The organism is Duganella sp. CT11-25 (assembly GCF_047302815.1).
Taxonomy (GTDB): domain Bacteria; phylum Pseudomonadota; class Gammaproteobacteria; order Burkholderiales; family Burkholderiaceae_D; genus Rugamonas.
On the sequence record NZ_JBKBFD010000001.1, the window covers coordinates 6,557,484 to 6,576,958 of the forward strand.

The following is a 19,475-nucleotide window of genomic DNA, read 5'->3' on the forward strand; positions in this document are numbered from 1 at the left end:
CGGTTTCCGACATAGAACACTTGCGGGGCATGCCTGAGGCCTAGGCCTTCAAGCCATCGTATCGACCAGGCTGCCGAGCGTTTCCGTGCGCTTATCCTGCTGCGCTGTTGGCGCGGCAGGAATCTGCTTGACCTCTTCCTCGGCTGGCTTGATGACTTGCACGTTGCGGTCGGTATCGGTTTGCAACAGCGCTATCTGCAACGCCTTGATCTGGGCTTCGATGCCCTGGATCTGTTGTTGCAAGGCGATGCGTGCTTCAATCGAGGCGGTGTCGTTTCCCAGCTTGGCGAGCTCTTCGGAAAGGCCCGCCTCGGTCTTTTGCAGGGCGTTGATTTGCTTGAGGATGACAGCGCGCGCTGTCGTGGTTTCGACCGTGCTGGAGCTGCCGGCGATGCGCGATGTGGACTCGATCTTCATGATGATTCCTACGGTAAATATACCGAGGTTATCGGCCGATTTCGCTCAAACCTTTAGCCGCCGCAACCTGCGCTGAGCACGGGATGCTCGCGCGCTTCCGGTTTCATCAGCTCAGGCTTGTCGTATGGAATGTAATTCATCCAGAACCACGGCAGGCAGGTCTTGCCGTAGATAAATTCCACTGCCGGGAAGAACATGCTTTCAGCGTTGGAGCTGTTGCTGAGCATAACGATACCGTTCTGCTGGTTCACAAAACCCAGCGCGAAATTATTCGTGCCGTCGTCATTGCCTTCCTTGAAGAAGGCCGGTCCCATCGGCGAGTCGTACAGCGGCCAGCCCAGGCCGATCGATAAACCCATGCCGCGCCATGCGGTGGTGTCGCCCGGCCAATGCGAAGGAAACTGTTTTAGAGATACGATCGCCAGTTGCGGCGACAGCATCTGCGTGCGTACCGCCTTCGACAGTCCCTCGCCACGCAGCACGCCGGCCATGAAGCTGGCGTAGTCGTTGAGCGTGGTGTCCATCGATCCGGCGGCGCGGGCGCCGCTGCGGCGCTTGTGCGCGATGACGGTGCCGGCGCGTCCGTAGTGTGTGGTGGTGCGGCCGGCGAAGTCGTCGCGCCACACCATGCTGGTATCGCGCATGCCGAAGCGGTCGAACACGCGCTGCTGCATCAGCGTTTGCAGCGGGACGCCGGTGCGCTCCTCGACCACGATCTGCAATATCTGCAAGCCTTCGCCGGAATAGACGTAGCGGCTGCCGGGCGGATACTTGAAGTCCAGCTTGCCATCCTCGTTGATGAAGCGCCAGTTGAGCAGGCCGCTGGTGTGGGATAACAGCATGCGCGGCGTCAGCAGCTTCCAGCGCTCGTCGATCCTCAAGTCTGCAAAGGCGGGATAATCGGGCAGGGGTTTCTTCAACAGCGCAGGCAGCGGGGCATCGAGGGACAGCAGGTTTTCGTCCACCAGTTGCATGACCATGTACGCAAACGCGGCCTTGGTCAGCGAGGCGCCGTACATGATGGTGTCGGTGCGCAGCGGCGCCTGCTCCGCCAGATTCGCATAGCCGTAGGCGTGCCGGTACACGACCTGGCCGCGCTCGATCACCGCCAGCGCCAGCCCGGGCACCTTGGCGGCCGCCATCAGGCGCTGCATCTCGGCATCCAGTTCCGGCCGCTCGCGTGGGGCAGCGGCGCAGGCGCCAAGCAGCAGTGTGACGGTCAACGCCGCGCAACGGAGCAGGGGGAGTGGAGGCATGGTGATTTATTGTAGCTCGTTTCACTTGCTATACTGTCACCTGTGGCATGAATAACAAATCAGGGGAAAGTCTTGACGATACGATGGAAGCGATGGGGGATAGGTGCTGCGGGCGCCTTGGGCGTGTATGCACTGGCCGGTGGGTGGCTGCTGCCTAGCGTGATCAAGAGCCAGTTGCCGAAGTTCGTCGAGACTGAGCTGGAGCGCAAGGCGACCATCGGCGACGTCAGCTTCAACCCCTTCACGCTGCGGCTGGCGGCGAAAGATTTCCGCCTGACCGAAGCCAGCGGCGCGCCATTGTTCGGCGTCGATGGGCTGGCGGTCGAGATGCAATGGCGCTCGCTGTTCCGCCGCGCCTGGAGCTTTGCCGAGATCCGCATTACCGCGCCGGCCGTGCAGCTGGCGATCGCGCCGGACGGCAAGTTCAATATCGCGGCCTTCATGGACACGCTGAACAAGCGCAAGAAGGACGATAGCGATTCCGGCATGCCGCGCCTGGTGATCGAGCACTTCGCGCTGGAGCAGGGCAAGGTGGATATGGACGACCGCCATGCCGGCTACAAGGACACTTATACGCCGATCACCTTTTCGCTGAACAACCTGAGTACGCTGCCGGATGAAAACGGCGACTATACGCTGAGCGCCGACGCCGGCCTGGGCGGCAAGCTGCGCTGGAAAGGCGCGGCCTCGCTGAACCCGATTGCCGGCAACGGCCAGCTGTCGCTGGAGAATGTGACCTTGCCCGGGATGGCGCGTTATCTGAAGTCCTTCGCGCGGGTGGAGGTGACGAGCGGCCGCCTGTCGGCCAAGCTGCCCTACAAATTCTCCTACAAGGACGGCAAGCTGGATGCGGGCCTGGCCGGCGCCGGCCTGGCATTGAACGACCTGGCCATCAAGCGCGATGGCGCGACCGAGGCGTTTGTGAATTTGAAGCAGTTCGATGTCGGCGATGTCGGCGTCGATCTGCTCAAGCGCAGCGTGAGCGTGGGCGCTCTGCATGTCAACGGCGGCGCGCTGGCCTTGCGCCGCGATGCCAAGGGCGAGCTGGATCTGGCCGGCCTGGCGGTGCCTGCACCGGCGAAGGCTGCAACCGCGGCGCCGGTTCCGGCCAAGCCCGCAACGAAAGAGGGGGGCTGGAAAGTCGCTTTCAAGCAGATCGCACTGGATGGCTTTGCGCTCAATGCTATCGACGAAACCGTCAGCCCGGCGCTGAAGGTCAGCACGGATAACGTGAAACTCAAGCTGCAGGCGCAAATGGACGGCGACAAGATCAACATCGCCGATGCGTCGTTCTCGATGGATAATCTGGCGCTGGCGAGCGGCACGATGACGCCGTTCAAGCTGGGGCAGCTGGGCTTTGAAGGCGGTACGCTGGACCTGGCCGCGCGCCGCGCCACCCTGGACCGCTTGTATGCGGACGGCGGCCAGCTCGATCTGTCGCGCGATGCCAAGGGCCAGTTCCTATTCCTGAGCCGCTTGCCGAAAGCCGGCGCCGGTAGCGCCACTGCACCGGCGGCGAAGCCTGCCGCTGAAGAAGCGCCGTGGGTGGCCAGCGTCAAGTCGGTCGAGCTGAACAAGTTTGGCGCCCGCTACGACGATGCGAGCACCGGCATCAAGGCCAATCTGCAAGACTTCAACCTGAAGCTGACCGACGCCGGCACCGATCTGAAGAAACCGTTGGCCTTCCAGGGCGGCGTGCGCCTGCGCGAAGGCGGCCAGCTGACCGCCAATGGCAAGGTGGTCCCGTCCACCGGCGCGGTGGACACCGAACTGAAACTGAGCAAGCTGGCGATCTCGCCGGTGCAGCCGATGCTGGCCAAGTACGTCAAGCTGAAGATCGCCGACGGCAGCATCTCCGCGCAAGGACGCCTGCGCACAGGCGCCGGCGGCAAGGCCAATCCCGCCTTGCGCTATGACGGCTCGTTCGAGGTCGCCGAGCTGGCGCTGAACGAAGAGGACAACGATCACTTCGCGCACTGGAAATCCGTGCGCGCGGACAAGCTGGCATTGAGCCTGACACCGGATCTGCTGGACGTGGCGGAGCTGCGCGTGGTCGAGCCGAATGCGATCCTGATCATCGACAACGACCGCAGCTTCAACGCCGGGCGCCTGCTGGTCAAGCAGCCCGCATCCACCGCGCCTGCTGCCCCCGCGCCTGCGGCCAAGCCAGCCACCGCCAGCGAGCCGTTCCCGATCCGCGTGCGCCGCGTGCGCTTCCAGAACGCCAAGCTGGACTTCACCGACCTGAGCCTGCGCCCGCAATTCGGCGCCAAGATTTATGAGTTGAGCGGCATCATCACCGGCCTGTCGTCCAAGCGCGACGCGCGCAGCCAGATCGAGCTGGATGGCCGCGTCGATGAGTTCGGCCTGGCGCGCATACGCGGCCAATTGAATCCCTTCGTGCCGACCGATAACACCGATCTGAACGTGGTGTTCAAGAACGTGGACATGGTGTCGGCCTCGCCATACAGCATGAAGTTCGCGGGCTACAAGATCGCACAGGGCAAGATCTCGCTGGACCTGGAATACAAGGTCCGCAACAGCCAGCTTGAAGGCAACAACAAGATCGTGCTCGATAACCTGACGCTGGGCGAGCGCATCGACAGTCCGGATGCGCTCAAGCTGCCGCTGGAACTGGCGCTGGCCATCCTCAAGGACAGCGACGGCCGCATCGACCTCGGCGTGCCCGTCTCGGGCAATATGAACGATCCGCAGTTCAGCTATGGTTCGATCGTGTGGAAGGCGATCGGCAACATCATGACCAAGATCGTCACGTCGCCGTTCCGTGCGCTGGGCAGCCTGTTCGGCGTCAGCGGCGACAAGCTGGAGTCGATCGATTTCGACGCCGGCAGCGATACGGTGCTGCCGCCGGAACGCGAGAAGCTGCAGCAGGTGGCGCAGATCCTGGCCAAGAAGCCGCAGCTGAAATTGTCGGTGCCGGGCCTGTACAACGAGGCGGCCGATGGCGCCGCCTTGCGCGCGCAGGCGTTGCGCCGCGTGGTGGTGACGCGCGCCGAGATCAAGCTGGCGCCGGGCGAGCAGCCGGGACCGCTGGACATCGGCCAGCGCAAGGTGCGCGGCGCGCTGCGCGATCTGTACGCCGAGCGTTTCGGCGCCCCCGAACTGGACAAGCAGAAGAAGGCGGCGGAAGCGGCGGCAGGCCCGGTTGGCGCAGGCGGCGATGACGCCGCGCAGAAGAAGCTGCCGATCCTGCAGCGCCTGGGCAAGCTGGTGCAGGGCGAGCCGCAGGTGGCGGATGCCAGCGCCTTCTACGCCAAGCTGCAGGAACGCCTGGAGCAGAACCAGCCGTTGCCGGCGGATGCCTTGCCGCAGCTGGGCGCGCGGCGCTCCGGCGCGATCATGGCGGCGCTGAAGGAGGCTGGCGTGGCGCCGGCCGCCGCCCAGGCCTCCGCACCGGCGGCGACCGACGGCGGCGCAGGCAAGCCGATCGCACTCAAGTTGGGACTGTCGGCCAACTAAGATGATCGAAGATAAAAAGAGCCACAGCGCGCTGCTGGCCGGCTTCGCGCTGCTGTGCAGCCAGCTCTCGCTCAACGCGGGCGCGGCGGTGGCCAAGCATTTGTTCCCGCTGATCGGCGTCGAGGGCGTGACGGCCTATCGGGTCGGCTTCGCGGCCTTGCTGATGATGCTGGTGTTTCGTCCGTGGCGCACGCGGCTGACGTGGGCGCAGGCCTGCAACGTGGCCGTCTACGGCAGCGTGATCGGGCTGATGAATCTGCTGATCTACCGCTCCTTCAGCCGCATCCCGCTGGGCATCGCGGTGGCGATCGAAGTGGCGGGGCCGCTGACGGTGGCGGTGCTGTCGTCGCGCCGTCCGCGCGATGTCGCGGCGGTGTTGCTGGCGGTGGTGGGCTTGTATTTCCTGCTGCCGATACACGGCGGCGTGGAACAGCTCGATCCGATCGGCGTCGCCTATGCGGCGGGCGCGGCGGTGTGCTGGGCGCTGTACATCGTGTTCGGCAAGCGGGTGTCGGTGATGCATGGCGGGCAGTCGGTGGCGTGGGGCATGCTGGCGGCGTCGCTGTTCATCCTGCCGGTCGGCGCCTGGTATTCGGGCGCGGTGCTGCTGACGCCGAACTACATGCTGATCGGGCTGGCGATCGCGGTGATGTCCAGCGCCTTGCCGTACACGCTGGAGATGCTGTCGATGCGCAGCCTGTCGTCGCGCACGTTCAGCATGTTCAGCAGCGCGGCGCCGGCCATCAGCGCGCTGGCGGGCCTGGCGGTGCTGGGCGAGCAGTTGACGCTGACGCAGTGGCTGGCGATCGCCAGCATCGTGACGGCCTCGGCGCTCACATCCTTGCGCTGACTCAAATCTGCTGAGCTTGCCTGACGCGCAGGCGCGGGCCTAAGATGGATGCATGGATATCGAGAGCCGCCTGGACAAGCTTGAGGATTTCGCGATCGAGACGCGTGAGCGCCTGACGCGGATAGAGACGCGCCTTGATCAGATGTCCGATACGATGGCAACGAAGGCCGACTTGACGGAGCTCTCTGCAACAATGGTCAAGTGGATGGTCGGCATGGCGTTCGGCATGAGTGCCGCGGCCATCACCATCATGACGTTTGTGCTGAATAACGCGGTGCCCAAGGTGGTCGCGGCGCCTCCGCCGGCGCCGCAGCCCATTGTCATTCAACTTCCCCTGCCCAAATAAACTCCTTGCCGCGATTATTGCTTTCATGGCAGCATAGCCGGATTCCTAAGGAGATGTCATGCAAGTCGCCCACGCCAAACAACCCATCGCCGCCGCCGCCGTCACCCTGGTGTGCTGGATCATCGGCATCGCCGCGTTCCTGCCGCCGCTGGTCTACCGCACGACCGAATCGGTGTCGCTGATCATCGTCGCCGGCATCGGCATCGCCGTCAGCATGATCCTGCACCTGATCTTCATCGGCATGGCCGCCAAGCGCCTCGGACGATCACCCGCGGTGTGGGTGATCGTCGCCGTGTTCGGCTTCCCGATCGCCTCCATCGTCGGCCTGATCCTGTTCGAATGGTTCAGCGAAAACCAGGCGCCCGCATAAGGGCTGGACAGAATCCGAAATGATGGGATAGTATGGATCGCGATGCAACATTGCATCGACGTCGCTCGGACGGTTCCGGGCGCTTACGTGAGATATCCATGACTGACACCCAAACTCCGCGCAGCTTTTCGCGCATCGATCGCCTGCCTCCCTACGTTTTCAATGTCACCGCCGAGCTCAAGCTCGCGGCGCGCCGTCGCGGCGAAGACATCATCGATATGTCGATGGGCAATCCCGACGGCGCCACGCCGGCGCACATCGTCGACAAGCTGGTCGACACCGTCAAGCGGCCCGACACCCACGGCTATTCCTCGTCCAAGGGCATACCGCGCCTGCGCCGCGCCATTACCAAGTGGTACAAGACGCGCTACGACGTCGAGTTCGATCCCGATTCGGAAGCCATCGTCACCATCGGCTCCAAGGAAGGCCTGGCGCACCTGATGCTGGCCACGCTGGACCAGGGCGACACCGTGCTGGTGCCGAACCCCAGCTACCCGATCCACATCTGGGGCGCGGTGATCGCCGGCGCCAACATCCGCTCGGTGCGCATGACGCCGGGCGTCGACTTCTTCGACGAGCTGGAACGCGCGGTGCGCGAGAGCTATCCCAAGCCGAAGATGATGATCCTCGGCTTCCCGTCGAACCCGACCGCGCAATGCGTGGAACTGGAATTCTTCGAGCGCGTGGTGGCGCTGGCCAGGCAGCACAACATCCTGGTGGTGCACGACCTGGCCTACGCCGACATCGTGTTCGACGGCTGGAAAGCGCCGTCCATCATGCAGGTGCCGGGCGCGCGCGAGGTGGCGGTGGAATTCTTCACCCTGTCCAAGAGCTACAACATGGCGGGCTGGCGCATCGGCTTCATGGTCGGCAACAAGGAACTGGTGGCGGCGCTGGCGCGCATCAAGAGCTACCACGACTACGGCAGCTTCACGCCGGTGCAGGTGGCGGCGATTGCCGCGCTGGAAGGCGACCAGAGCGCCGTCAGCGACATCTGCGCGCAATACCAGAGCCGGCGCGACGTGTTGCACAAGGGCTTGTGCGAAGCGGGCTGGCCGGTCGACAAGCCGAAGGCCTCGATGTACATCTGGGCCCGCATCCCGGAAGCCTATCGCCACCTGGGTTCGCTGGAATTCTCCAAGCTGCTGCTGGCGGAAGCCAAGGTCTGCGTCTCGCCGGGCATCGGCTTCGGCGACTATGGCGACGAGTATGTGCGCTTCGCGCTGATAGAGAACGAGGCGCGCATCCGCCAGGGATTGCGCGGCATCAAGGCCATGTTGCGCAAAACGTCAGAATAAATCCGCGCCGTATTTAAGCCGCATCAAGCACCTTGTTTGATGCGGCAGCTACTGTAGTTCCTGGAATTCTTACAGGAGCTCTCATCATGTCTCCCTTGCCCCAAGGTCACAGCGCGCGCCGCCTGGTCGACGCCGTCCGCAAACTCGAAGAATCCTTGAACTCGGCGGGCCTCCCGCGCTTCGTGGCACGCCTGCCGGTATGCTGGCTGAGCTGGCACTACTGCCGCGTGCTGGACAAGAAAATCGTGCGCATCAGGCGCATCGCCGGCAAGTTCGAGCGTTGGCAGCGGGCCATCCGCGAGATGTCGAAAGAGGCTGCGGCGCAGATGGAACTGATGGATGTCGACCGCAGCATGCGCAACGATATCGAGTTCACCAAGAGTACGATGTGGGAGTTGCGCAGCTACTGCATCGATGTCGGCCGCATGTTCGAGCAGCTCGGCTACCAGTCGGCGGGGCTGAAGCGGCGCCAGGCCGCCTTCCTGCAGATACTGGAAACCTCATGCGCGTCGGCCAGCGGCATGCAGGAAGCGCTGGCCACGCATGATGACGCGGTGCTGGCCTTCCTGCGCGCCGAGCAGTTGCGCGAGCGCGCCGAAGCTGCCGCTTCGGCAGCCGTCGTGGCCGGCTCGGCAGCCCAGGCTTAGAAGCCTTCCAGCACGATCTTGCCCTTGGCGCGATTGCTTTCGATCAACGCATGCGCGCGCTTCAGGTTGGCGGCGTTGATCTTGCCGAAGCGCTCGGCCAGCGTGGTTTTCACCGCGCCGGTTTCCACCAGCCTGGCCACATCGTTCAGCAACTGATGCTGCTTCTGGATGTCGGCCGTTTCAAACATCGAGCGGGTGAACATGAATTCCCAATGCAGCGATACGCTCTTGCGCTTCAGCAGGCGCACGTCGATGGCTTCCGGGTCGTCGATCAGCGCCACCTTGCCTTGCGGCGCGACCAGCTCGGCGATGGCCGTCCAGTGATGGTCGGTCTGGTTCAACGCGGCGACATAGGTTACAGGCGGCAGGCCGAGGCGGGCGATCTCTTCGTTCAGCGGCTTGCTGTGGTCGATCACGTGATGCGCGCCCAGTTGCTTGATCCACTCTCCGGTTTCCGGACGCGAGGCGGTGCCGATGATGGTCAGGCCGGTCAGCTGGCGCGCCAGTTGCACCAGGATGGAGCCGACGCCGCCCGCCGCGCCGATCACCAGCAAGGACTTGCCGTGCACGGCGCCGGCGTCGCGGCTCACTTCCAGACGCTCGAACAGCAACTCCCAGGCGGTGATGGCGGTCAGCGGCAGCGCGGCGGCCTGGGCGAAATCCAAGTTGTTCGGCTTGTGGCCGACGATGCGCTCGTCCACCAGGTGCAGCTCGCTGTTGGTGCCGGCGCGGGTCAGGGCGCCGGCGTACCAGACTTCATCGCCCGGCTTGAACAGCGTGACGTCGGGGCCGACGGCCTTGACCACGCCGGCCGCATCCCAGCCGATCACCTTGGTGTCGCCGTCGGCCGGCGCGACGTTGCGGCGGATCTTGACGTCCACCGGATTGACGGAAATCGCGCGCACTTCGACCAGCAGGTCGCGGCCGGTGGCTTGCGGTGCCGGCAGTTCGATGTCGAGCAGGGCGTCATCGTGGTCGATGGGGAGGGACTTGCGGTAGGCGACGGCTTTCATGGAATGCTCCGGTGGAGTTGATGATGGGAGTATCATCATTTATTTCGTGGGGATGAAAAAGAGGCTCCATAGCGAAACACTTTCAAAGGAACGCCGAAAATTGCTGCGACTTGATGATTTGACCGTGTTTGTCCGCACCGCCGACCGGGGCAGCCTGTCCGCCGCCGCGCGCGAGCTGGAGATCTCGCCGGCCCTGGCCAGCGCCGCCGTCAAGCGGCTGGAAGGTGCGTTGGGGCTGCGCTTGTTCGCCCGCACCACGCGCTCCTTGCGGCTGACGGAGGAGGGGGAACTCTATCTGCGCCACGCGCGCGAAGCGCTGAGGCTGTTGAAGGATGGCCGCGATGCCTTGATCCAGGGACAGGAAACCCTGGGCGGAACGCTGAAGATATCGATGCCGTCCGACCTGGGCCGCAACATGCTGGTCGGCTGGCTGGACCAGTTCCAGGCGCAGTATCCCAAGGTCAGCTTCCAGCTCAGCGTCAGCGACCGGGTGTCGGATATGTACCGGCAGCCGGTGGACCTCGCCATCCGCTACGGCATACAGGAAGACTCCAACCTGATCGCGCTGCCGCTGGCGCCGGACAACCGCCGCGTGCTGGCCGCGTCGCCCGACTACATCAAGCAGCACGGCAAGCCGGCCTCGCTGGACGAACTGGCGCGCCACAACTGCCTGCGCTTCATGCTGGAAGACGCGATCCACGACCGCTGGAGTTTTTATCACGCGGCCGGCGCCGACCCTGTGGTGATCGATGCCAACGGCAACCGCAGCGCCGACGATGCCGACGTGGTGCGGCGCTGGGCGGTCGCGGGGCTGGGCATCGCCTACAAGTCGCGGCTGGACCTGAGCGACGACATCCGCAGCGGCCGCCTGCACATCCTGCTGCCGGACCTGCTGGGCGAACCGACGCCGTTGAACATGCTGTGCATGCACCGTTCGCAGATCACGCCGACGGTGCTGGCGTTGCGCGACTTCCTGCGCGCGCAGTGCGAGAAAGCTTAAGGACGCCTGAAACGGGCGGGCCGATCGCTTGCGTCACGACAAAATGCGCTTACCATAGCGCTAATAATAATCGGGAGAGAGAACCATGACCGAAACCCAGCGCGACCTGCTCAGCGCAGGCTTTTCCTTGACGCTGATTGCGCTGGCGGCGTTCGTGATGCACCGTTTCTTCCTGCCGCTGATCTGGGCCGGGATTTTATGCGTGGCGACCTGGCCGCTGTACCAGCGCATACGGACGCGCTTCGGCCGCCGTGACGTGCTGGCCGCCGCCGTGCTGACCTTGCTGTGCGCTGCCGTCTTCATCGTGCCGGTGCTGCTGGGCGTGACGCAGGCGGCCAGGCAGGCGCCGGAGTTGGCCAACTACATCGTCAGCGCCAATCTCGACGGCATACCGGTGCCGGATGTCGTGCGGCACATTCCCGCCATCGGCGACACCATCGCCGAATGGTGGCAAGCCACGCTGAGCCAGCCGCACGGCTTGGCGCACCTGCTGTCGGACCGTGAAATCAATGGCCTGCACTCGGCCAGCGACATGGTGAAAGTCGCCGGCGTCGGCCTGATGCACAGGCTGGTCGACTTCGGCCTGGCCTTCCTGTGCTTGTTCTTCTTCTACAAGGACGGCGAAGCGCTAACCCGTCAGATCACCGCCATCGGCAGCCATTGCTTCGGCGAGCAGCGCTGGGCGCGCTACGCGGAAAAAATCCCGACCGCGATCCGCGCCACCGTCAACGGGCTGGTGCTGGTCGGCCTGGCTGAAGGCGTGTTGATCGGCATAGGCTACGCGCTGGCAGGCTTGCCGTCCCCCGCGCTGTGGGCGGCGGCGACAGGCATCCTGGCCATCATTCCATTTGGCGCGCCGCTAGCCTTCCTGAGCGCGGCCGGCGTGCTGGCCTTTAACGGCGCGATCCCGGCCGCGATAGCGGTGGCGGTATGGGGCACCATCGTGCTGTTCGTCGCGGATCACTTTGTACGGCCCGGCATGATAGGCAATGCCACGCGGCTGCCCTTCCTGGCCGTACTGTTCGGCATACTCGGCGGGGTGGAGACCCTGGGCCTGGTTGGACTATTTATCGGTCCGGTCGTGATGGTTCTGTTTGTGACGCTGTGGTACGAGGCGAATCTGTTTGATGACGGTTCGCCAGTTGCCAAACCCAGGTGAGGAGCGCGAGCGAGGTCGCGGCGTCTGCCGGCCTGTCTTGCGACTGGATCGGGCAACTGGCACCGGCAACCATTAGTGCGCCTTCGACAGGATCAGCAGCCAGCGGCGCATCAGCAGGATTTCCAGATGGCCAGCCTGCACGCCGGTGTCGCATTCCATGATCGGGTTCACAGCGTAGAAGCGCTTGCGGAAGTCACGGCACACCAGCATTTCGCGTTTGCCCATGCGTACCAGGAAGGACGTCGGCATATATTCCATGCCGAAACGGGAACCAAAGCTGTTATTCAGTGTTGTCATGACATTTCCTTTTGGGGAGAAGCGTTTAACGAGGAGTTCAGAATAGCATAACTACTGTATGAATAAACAGGTACTGTGTAAATAAACAGTAAATTCGTTGTTTTGTGATTTTTACGCCAACTTAATCGGTCATCAGTGCGGGAGCGCCAAATTTTCAGGAAATTCATCAGTTTCATCGAGGCAAGATTGTCGCCGGGCGGCGAATTCGGCCTGCACCTCACCGCCGGCATGGCGGTGCTGATCGTGGCCGGCTATGCATTTCACGAACTGGCCGAGGCGGTCATGGGGCAGGAAGCCATCACCGTGCTGGACATCCAGGTGGCGCACTGGTTCAACGCCCACGCCGTCGAGCCGTACACCAGCCTGATGCTGGGCGTGTCGGCCTGGCACTCGGTGGCGGGCATGGTCATCATGGTGCTGGCGCTGGCCGCCTACCTCTGGCGCGTGCGGGCGCGCTACTGGCTGCTGGCGCTGATCTTCTCGGTACCGGGCGGCATGGTGCTGAACGTCACGCTCAAATACATCTTCCAGCGCACCCGGCCGGTATTCGATGCGCCGCTGGTCAGCCTCAGCACCTACAGCTTCCCCAGCGGCCACACCACGGCGGCGACTTGCTTTTATGGCCTGCTGGCCAGCTACCTGGTGATCGCCAGGCCGGGCTGGAATGTGCGCTTAGGAACGGTGGCGGCGTGCACGATGATGGTATTGTTGGTGGCATTCAGCCGGGTCTACCTGGGCGCGCATTATGTCAGCGACGTGCTGGCGGCGATGGCCGAGAGCATCGCCTGGCTGGCGGTGTGCATCACGGCGATTTCCACGCTGCGCCGGCGGCGCGAAGGCAAAACGGCATAAACGGATACAAGGAGAACGCGCTGGACAAGATCGTCGTCATCGTCAACGCCAGCGCCGGCCTCGGATATTGCGGCGGCTGGACCGCCGCGCTGGCGGAAAAATTCCGCAACCACGGCGTCGAGGCCGATATCACGCTGGCCAGGAGCGGCGCCGAGATGATCGCGCGCGCCGAGCAGGCGCGGGCGGAAGGCGCGGCGGTCGTGGTGGCGGGCGGCGGCGACGGCACCATCAACGCGGTGGCGTCGGCGCTGACGGGCAGCCAGACGCGGCTCGGCGTGCTGCCGCTGGGCACACTGAACCACTTCGCCAAGGACCTGAAGATCCCGCTGGACCTGGACGAGGCCGTGGCCAACGCCGTCAAGGGCGAAGCGCTGCAGGTCGATGTGGGCGAAGTCAACGGCCGCATCTTCCTCAACAACTCCAGCCTCGGCATCTACCCCGACATCGTGCGCGACCGCGAACAGCAGCAGCGTCACCTGGGCCGGAGCAAATGGCACGCCTTCGGCCGCGCCATGTTCGCCGCGCTGCGGCGCTTCCCCTTCATGAGCGTGCGGCTCAAGATCAATGGCGACGAGCACCTGCGGCGCACGCCCTTCGTCTTCATCGGCAACAACGAATACCTGCAAGGCTTGACGCTGGGCGGGCGCGAGCGACTGGACAGCGGCAAGCTGTGCCTGTATGTCGCGCAGAAGCCGACCCGGCTGGGGTTGCTGCGCTACGCCGTGCACGCGCTGCTGGGCAAGCTGTCGGAAGCACGCGACTTCGACGTGCTGTCGGCCCCCGAGTTGGTGATCGAAACCCGTCACCAGCGGCTGCGCGTGGCCACCGACGGCGAGGTCACGCTGATGACGCCGCCTTTGTGCTACCGTTCAAGGGCGTCGGCGCTGAGCGTGATCGTGCCGGCTGCATAGGAGAAGCGCATGCGCACCATCGTCCATTTATCCGATCTGCATTTCGGCCGCGTCGACCAGGAGTTGCTGAAGCCGCTGCAAGAGCTGACCGTCAAGCTGGCGCCGGATGTGCTGGTGGTGTCGGGCGACCTGACGCAGCGCGCCAAGTCCGAGGAATTCAAGGCCGCGCGCGCCTGGCTCGACACCTTGCCGGGGCCGCAGATCGTGGTGCCGGGCAACCATGACATCCCGCTGTACAACGTCGCCAGCCGCTTCCTGACGCCGCTGCGCAAGTACACGCGCTACGTCACGCTGGACCTGGCGCCGGAATATGTGGACGAGGAAATCGCCGTCCTCGGCATCAACACGGCGCGCTCGCTGACCTTCAAGGATGGGCGCATCAACCACGACCAGGTGGCGCAGATCCGCCAGCGCATGGGCGCGGTCGATCCGCACCTGACGCGCATCATCGTCACGCACCACCCGTTTGATCTGCCGGAGACGTTTGACAAGGACGACCTGGTCGACCGCGCGCCGATGGCCATGCAGGCGTTTGCCGAATGCGGCGTCGACCTGCTGCTGGCGGGGCATCTGCACGCCAGCCACGCGGGCAACAGCGCGCAGCGCTACAAGATCAGCGGCTACGCGGCGCTGGTGGTCCAGGCCGGCACCGCCACGTCCACCCGGGGCAGGGGGGAATCGAACTCGTTCAACGTGCTGCGCATCGAGCCGGACATGGTGCAGGTCGAGCGCCACAGCTGGATCGAAGGCACGGCCAGTTTCGAGCTGGTCCACACCGAACGCTTCCGCCGCAGCGGCGACACCTGGTCGCTGGCCGGCGAATCCTGAAAGCGGGGTCAGATACCGTCTTGAATAGCAAGCCCTTTTGAAAGGTAATTCGCATCAAAGGGCTTGCCGGTACGAACGACACCATAGATGAGATGCACCAGCTTGTGCATCACGGCGCCGATCACGGCCTTTTTCGCCATGCCGTTGGCCGCTAAGCGTAATGCAAACTGGTGTAGCAGGGGGTTGTGGCGGCTTGCCACCATGCCGGGCATGTAAAGCGCCGCGCGCATGGAGGTGCTGCCATTTCGGCTCATGATGGTGCGGCCCTTAATCGAGGTGCCTGAGCTGCGCTGGCGGGGCGTCACACCGAGAAATGCCGCCAATGCCTTCGCGCTGCTAAAGCGCCGGATGTCACCGAGTTGCCCCAAGATCCGAGCGGCGGTGGTGTTGCCAATGCCCGGGATGCTGGTGATGAGTTCGGCATCGTGCTTAAGGCCGGGATGGCGATCGATATGGTCATCCACATCGTCTTCAAGCTGCTTGATTTCCACGTCAAGCCAAGCAATGAGCGAACGTGCGTGCTCGGCCACCTCGACCATGCCGCCGGCCTCATAACTTTCCAGCCGATTGCGCTCTTGCTGGCGTATGTCCTTCAAGGCGAGTATTCGCTGCGACCATGCGCGCAATTGACGCTGCTCTAATGGCGTGGGTGCCCATACTGGCGGCGCCATCGCCATGCAGTAACGCGCGATCAGCGCTGCGTCAGCCTTGTCGGTTTTATTGCGCAGATTTTCACTCTGGCTAAAACCCTTGATGCACCCCGGGTTGACCACGCTCACCACCAGGCCGGCATCATGGAGCGCGGTTGCGATCGCTTCGTAATAGACACCAGTGGCCTCCATGCAAACCTGTAAAGCGTCCTTGGGGGCCTTGCTTTTATTCAGCCATTCCAAAAGTAACTGATGGCCTAGCGTGGAATTATCCACTACTTTGGCTTTCATCTTACCGTTCACCAGCAGGGCTACATCAAGCTTTTTCTTACTGACGTCGATCCCCACAACTGCTTTTGAGTTATCCATTTTCGACCTCCCTCGTATGCGGGCTTACGCTCAAGGCGATGGCCCAAGATACCGTTCGCTGCCACCTCCTGATTATCCGATGGCGATGCGGTATGCTCAATATACGAGTTCCGGTTGCCGGAACTGACCCCGCCTTACAGCCAGTAGTTCATGAAGCGGGCGGCCCATTCTTTCATGCGGTTGACCCACGGACGGTGGCGCCAGTCTTCCAGTGTGATGAGGACGGAGTCGCGCAGGTCTTCCTGGAAAGCCCTTTCCATTTCGGTGCCGAAGGCGTCGCCCATGACTACGACGTTGAGCTCGCTGTTGTGCAGGAAGCTGCGGGTGTCGATGTTGGTCGAGCCGACCGTCGACCAGTTGCCGTCGATGACGGCGGTCTTGGCGTGCAGTACCGCCAGCTTGAGCTGGTAGATCTGGACGCCCGATTCCAGCAGCTCGTCATAGAAGGCATGGCCGGCGTGGAACACCAGCCCGCTGTCCGAGACGCCCGGCAGCACGATCTTGACGTCCACGCCGCGCCTGGCCGCCGCCGTCAGCGCATCCACCGTTTGCCGGTCCGGCACGAAGTAGGCGGAGGTGATGTGGATGCTTTTCCTGGCTTCCTGGATCGCCAGGTTGTAGGCCTTGTAGATTTCAAACTTGCCGCCCGGCTCGCTACCGAGCACGCGCACTACCTTGTCGCCGGCGATCACCGGCGTCGGGAAGTAGTCCGCGTCCGGCAGGTCGTCGCGGTCCTGCGAGGCCCAGTTGCGCACGAACAGCCATTGGAAGGCTTGCACCGCCGGCCCTTCGACCTTGATGTGGGTGTCGCGCCAGCCCACCTGCGACTTGTCGGTGGGTTTGGAGGCGGAGCGGAACAGCGAACTCTTGGCATAGGTCGCGCTGATGTTGATGCCGCCGGTGAAGGCGATCCTGCCGTCGACGATCAACACCTTGCGGTGGTCGCGGCTGTTGACTTTCCAGCTCTCGCCCTTGAGCTTGGCCGGGTTGACCGGATTGAATTCCATCAGGTGGATGCCGGCCTTGCGCATGCGCTCGAAGAATTCCGCCGGCACGCCGAGGGTGCCGACGCTGTCGTACATGATGTTGACCGTGACGCCTTGCTGCTGCCTGGCGATCAGCGCGTCGGCGAACTTCAGGCCCAGCTCGTCCTGGTCGAAGATATAGGTTTCCAGGTTGATGCTGCTGCGGGCGGCGTTGATGGCCTTGAGCATTTCCGCCATCGTTTGCGGACCGTCGAACAGCAAGGTGCATTTGTTGCCGGCGATCAGGGGCACGCCGGTCGCCGCTTCCTCCAGCGCCGCCTGGGCTTGCTGGTCCAGCGTGGCTTTCGGCCAGCGCTTGGTCAGCAGCGCCTTGGCGCGGGCGTCGCTCATCGCGCCGTTGACCCCGCTCACGCTGGGCACCGCCGACGGTTCCAGCTTGTCGCCCATGGCCTTCACATCCGGCAGCGAAGCGCATGCGCCTAGCAAACCCCAGCACATCAGGCAGGCGGGGAGACAGTAACGCATGCGGACAGATTTCATCTGTTAGCCTTTTCAGCAGATTTCGATGCATCGGACAGCGCCAGCGGCGCCGCTTCCTCTTCCCGCGAGCCGAAGAAAAACGCTACCGGCCCTTGCCGGAACCTGCGTCCCAGCGCCTTCAACAGTAGCCAGCCATGCTTGAATTGCACCTGGCGCGAGCGCAGCGCGACCCACAGGGCCAGTCCAAAACTGACCAGCAGGTTGACCGTGCCGATGGCCAGGAAACCTGCTACCGAAGTGACAACTAGTTCCCAGCTGACATTGTGATCGAGTCCGACCATTGCTGTCGCAAAGTTGGCTGACGAGAAGGTCACGTGCCGGATATCAAGCGGAATGCCCGTCATGAAGCCGATGAACGGCATCACGCCGAGCAAGATGCCGAAGAAGAAATTCCCCATCAGTCCGCCCAGGTTGTTCTCCAGGTAGACGCCCAGGCGGCTCAGGCGCTCCCGGCCCAGCAGCCAGCGCAGGCCGCGCAGCTGGGCGACGCGCTGCGCCCAGCGCGTGTACAGCGCCTTGTTGTCGTAGTAGCCGGAAATCAGGCCGGCCACGAACAGGCAGACGCCGGCGATCGCCGCGTAGATCAGCGCCGGGCCGTGGATCGGGTCGATGTCCTGCAGCAGGTGCATGGCCTTGTCCGGCGTCACCAGGTGATGGCCGGTCATCAGCGGCCACGCCATCGCGATCAGCCAGGCGGTGGGGATGGCGGTGGCCAGGTTGCCCAGCACCGCCATGTTCTGCGTGCGCAGCACCTTGTTGCACAGCTCGGCCATGCTGTCGATGTCGATGTTGCGGCCGTCCTTGCTGTGCAGCCCGGCGGCGATGCGCGAGGCGGTCATCGCCGGCTGCTTGGTGGCGACCGTGAAGTGCAGCAGGTGGATGAACATGAAGCCGATCGAGTAGTTCATGCTGAACAGGAAGGCTTCGACCAGCGGCGCGGCGCGCAGGTAGGACATCAGGATCTTGAACAGCGCCATGAAGCCGATCACCAGGCCGGCGCCGGCCGACGAGAAGAACATGCCGCCCAGTTCCTTGCGGCGGTCGGCCACATAGTGTTCGCCGGTGTGGCTGGCGTTCTCGGTGACGTTGCGCGCCAGCAGGTCGATGTTATCGCGCAGCAGGTCGCGCACCATGTATTTGTTGTTGTGCGCTTCGACCAGTTCCAGCGCCAGGTCGACGGCGGCGCTGCGGCGCGGGCTCGGCGGGCCTTCCTGCTGCTCGGGCTGCGGCGCGGCCGTGGCCAGCAGGTTGACCTCGGCGGCCGGGCGGTGTTCCAGCTCGCCGCTGACGTCGACCAGGAACAGCAGCTTGCGCATGCGGTCCAGGCTTTGCGACAGCGTCACCAGCAGGTAGGTCAGCGCGATGCTGGTGCCCTGGCTCAGCGCCTTCTTGCGGATCTTGCCGACCACCGCGTCGCACTGGTCCAGCATCACCAGCAGGTGGCGCGCGTCGTCCAGCGCCACGTCCTCGCCGGCCAGCATGCGCTGGTAGTTGTCCAGGTAGGCGTTGACCTCGAAGTTCTGCACCATGAAGGGCGATTCGTAGGTTTCCATCTCGGTATGGAAGTTGGTCAGGCGCGGCTCCAGGCCGATCGCGCAGACGCGGTAGGACAGCGTGCGGATGGCGTCGAGCAGGCCCGGCAGCATCAGCTTGCCGCCGCCGTCGGGCGTCTCGGCCGCGTGGCTCACCACATCGATCAGCGCCAGCCAGTCGGCGGCCGGCACGGCGCCGATCCACAGGTAGTCGGTGCGCTTGTAGACGATCTGGTCGAGCGCTTCGCTCAGGTAGTCGTTGCCCAGCGCCGGCGGCAGGATGCGGTAGGCGATGCGGGTTTTCAGTTCGGTGAAGAAGCCGTCGTTCGACAGCACGCCGATCTCGGTGTACAGGCTGGAGTGGCGGCGCGCGGCGATCAGGTTGCGGGCATAGCCGCGCAGGGCGAGCGCGTGCGCAGGATTGCCCTTCAGCAGTTGGCAAAGGGTGCGCACGTTGGCGGTGGCGCGGGCGCCGTCGCCGGGACGTTTGGGACGCAAGGTATTGAACAGCTCGACCAGCAGGCCGATGTCGCTGCTGTCTGCGTCCATGCGTTCTAGAATATTGAGCATGCGGAGGCCAGGTTGGACAAAAATGCAGTATACCCGCCGGCGCCCCGCATGTATGTACGATGGCGAACATAGGTTTCCTGAGCGAAAGTCGAATGCACCTTGCA

General features: G+C 63.9%; 18 protein-coding genes. 11 read left to right on the forward strand and 7 right to left on the reverse strand.

The annotated features are described in order from the left end of the window. Window positions 1–48 precede the first annotated feature (48 nt). Together ACEN9F_RS28470 and ACEN9F_RS28475 are read right to left on the reverse strand one after the other, a co-directional pair. Window positions 49–417 (reverse strand): hypothetical protein, encoded by a 369-nt coding sequence (locus tag ACEN9F_RS28470; RefSeq protein WP_413425644.1) that lies wholly within the window; start codon window positions 415–417, stop codon window positions 49–51. 53 nt (window positions 418–470) lie between these two features. Beyond that, entirely contained in the window at window positions 471–1,673 is a 1,203-nt protein-coding gene (locus tag ACEN9F_RS28475; protein WP_413425646.1) for a serine hydrolase domain-containing protein, read from the reverse strand. Between the two features lie 72 nt (window positions 1,674–1,745). On the opposite strand from ACEN9F_RS28475, the gene ACEN9F_RS28480 reads away from it, so the two are divergent. The 6 genes from ACEN9F_RS28480 (at window position 1,746) to ACEN9F_RS28505 (ending at window position 8,664) form a co-directional block, all read left to right on the forward strand. Then, window positions 1,746–5,153, forward strand: a complete 3,408-nt coding sequence (locus ACEN9F_RS28480; RefSeq protein ID WP_413425648.1) for a DUF748 domain-containing protein — start codon at window positions 1,746–1,748, stop codon at window positions 5,151–5,153. A 1-nt stretch (window position 5,154) separates the two neighbouring features. Continuing rightward, window positions 5,155–6,003 carry an EamA family transporter gene (locus tag ACEN9F_RS28485; RefSeq protein ID WP_413425650.1) on the forward strand — a complete coding sequence of 283 codons (849 nt, stop codon included), beginning with the start codon at window positions 5,155–5,157 and terminating at the stop codon, window positions 6,001–6,003. 52 nt (window positions 6,004–6,055) lie between these two features. After that, window positions 6,056–6,349 (forward strand): hypothetical protein, encoded by a 294-nt coding sequence (locus tag ACEN9F_RS28490; protein WP_413425652.1) that lies wholly within the window; start codon window positions 6,056–6,058, stop codon window positions 6,347–6,349. Between the two features lie 58 nt (window positions 6,350–6,407). Further along, window positions 6,408–6,719, forward strand: a complete 312-nt coding sequence (locus ACEN9F_RS28495; RefSeq protein ID WP_413425654.1) for a hypothetical protein — start codon at window positions 6,408–6,410, stop codon at window positions 6,717–6,719. A gap of 98 nt (window positions 6,720–6,817) precedes the next feature. Then, a complete protein-coding gene (gene alaC / locus ACEN9F_RS28500) occupies window positions 6,818–8,017 on the forward strand; it encodes an alanine transaminase (protein ID WP_413425656.1) in 1,200 nt (399 codons plus the stop codon). Between the two features lie 86 nt (window positions 8,018–8,103). Further along, the gene (locus ACEN9F_RS28505) at window positions 8,104–8,664 is read left to right on the forward strand and encodes a hypothetical protein (RefSeq protein ID WP_413425658.1); all 561 of its coding nucleotides are present in this window, start codon (window positions 8,104–8,106) and stop codon (window positions 8,662–8,664) included. On the opposite strand, the gene ACEN9F_RS28510 is transcribed toward ACEN9F_RS28505, so the two are convergent. Further along, the gene (locus ACEN9F_RS28510; RefSeq protein WP_413425660.1) at window positions 8,661–9,677 is read right to left on the reverse strand and encodes a zinc-binding alcohol dehydrogenase family protein; all 1,017 of its coding nucleotides are present in this window, start codon (window positions 9,675–9,677) and stop codon (window positions 8,661–8,663) included. The two genes, ACEN9F_RS28505 and ACEN9F_RS28510, sit on opposite strands and share 4 nt — an antisense overlap. 100 nt (window positions 9,678–9,777) lie before the next feature. Here ACEN9F_RS28510 and ACEN9F_RS28515 point away from each other — a divergent pair, with 100 nt between their 5' ends. Together ACEN9F_RS28515 and ACEN9F_RS28520 are read left to right on the forward strand one after the other, a co-directional pair. Further along, the gene (locus ACEN9F_RS28515) at window positions 9,778–10,677 is read left to right on the forward strand and encodes a LysR family transcriptional regulator (protein ID WP_413425662.1); all 900 of its coding nucleotides are present in this window, start codon (window positions 9,778–9,780) and stop codon (window positions 10,675–10,677) included. Between the two features lie 85 nt (window positions 10,678–10,762). Then, on the forward strand, window positions 10,763–11,836 hold the full coding sequence (locus ACEN9F_RS28520; RefSeq protein ID WP_413425664.1) for an AI-2E family transporter: 1,074 nt from the start codon (window positions 10,763–10,765) through the stop codon (window positions 11,834–11,836). 72 nt (window positions 11,837–11,908) lie between these two features. Here the strand turns inward: ACEN9F_RS28520 and ACEN9F_RS28525 are convergent, their stop codons facing one another. After that, window positions 11,909–12,133: a hypothetical protein gene (locus ACEN9F_RS28525; RefSeq protein ID WP_413425666.1), complete on the reverse strand. Its 225-nt coding sequence runs from the start codon at window positions 12,131–12,133 to the stop codon at window positions 11,909–11,911. A 186-nt stretch (window positions 12,134–12,319) separates the two neighbouring features. Between ACEN9F_RS28525 and ACEN9F_RS28530 the strand changes: the two genes are divergently transcribed. Genes ACEN9F_RS28530 through ACEN9F_RS28540 form a run of 3 tightly spaced genes read left to right on the forward strand, consistent with a single transcriptional unit; the run spans window position 12,320 to window position 14,724 of the window. Further along, window positions 12,320–12,985, forward strand: a complete 666-nt coding sequence (locus ACEN9F_RS28530; RefSeq protein ID WP_413425668.1) for a phosphatase PAP2 family protein — start codon at window positions 12,320–12,322, stop codon at window positions 12,983–12,985. Continuing rightward, on the forward strand, window positions 12,931–13,896 hold the full coding sequence (locus ACEN9F_RS28535) for a diacylglycerol/lipid kinase family protein (protein WP_413425670.1): 966 nt from the start codon (window positions 12,931–12,933) through the stop codon (window positions 13,894–13,896). Before ACEN9F_RS28530 ends, ACEN9F_RS28535 begins: the two co-directional genes overlap by 55 nt. A gap of 9 nt (window positions 13,897–13,905) precedes the next feature. Then, the gene (locus ACEN9F_RS28540) at window positions 13,906–14,724 is read left to right on the forward strand and encodes a metallophosphoesterase family protein (protein ID WP_413425672.1); all 819 of its coding nucleotides are present in this window, start codon (window positions 13,906–13,908) and stop codon (window positions 14,722–14,724) included. Window positions 14,725–14,732: 8 nt separating this feature from the next. Here ACEN9F_RS28540 and ACEN9F_RS28545 read toward each other — a convergent pair whose 3' ends face one another. The 3 genes from ACEN9F_RS28545 to ACEN9F_RS28555 all read right to left on the reverse strand — a co-directional run bounded on the left by ACEN9F_RS28545 (window position 14,733) and on the right by ACEN9F_RS28555 (window position 19,371). Continuing rightward, on the reverse strand, window positions 14,733–15,743 hold the full coding sequence (locus tag ACEN9F_RS28545; RefSeq protein WP_413425674.1) for an IS110 family transposase: 1,011 nt from the start codon (window positions 15,741–15,743) through the stop codon (window positions 14,733–14,735). Window positions 15,744–15,877: 134 nt separating this feature from the next. Then, a complete protein-coding gene (gene cls, locus ACEN9F_RS28550; protein ID WP_413425676.1) occupies window positions 15,878–17,254 on the reverse strand; it encodes a cardiolipin synthase in 1,377 nt (458 codons plus the stop codon). Between the two features lie 11 nt (window positions 17,255–17,265). Next, window positions 17,266–19,371, reverse strand: a complete 2,106-nt coding sequence (locus ACEN9F_RS28555; protein WP_413425678.1) for a site-specific recombinase — start codon at window positions 19,369–19,371, stop codon at window positions 17,266–17,268. Window positions 19,372–19,475: the final 104 nt, after the last annotated feature.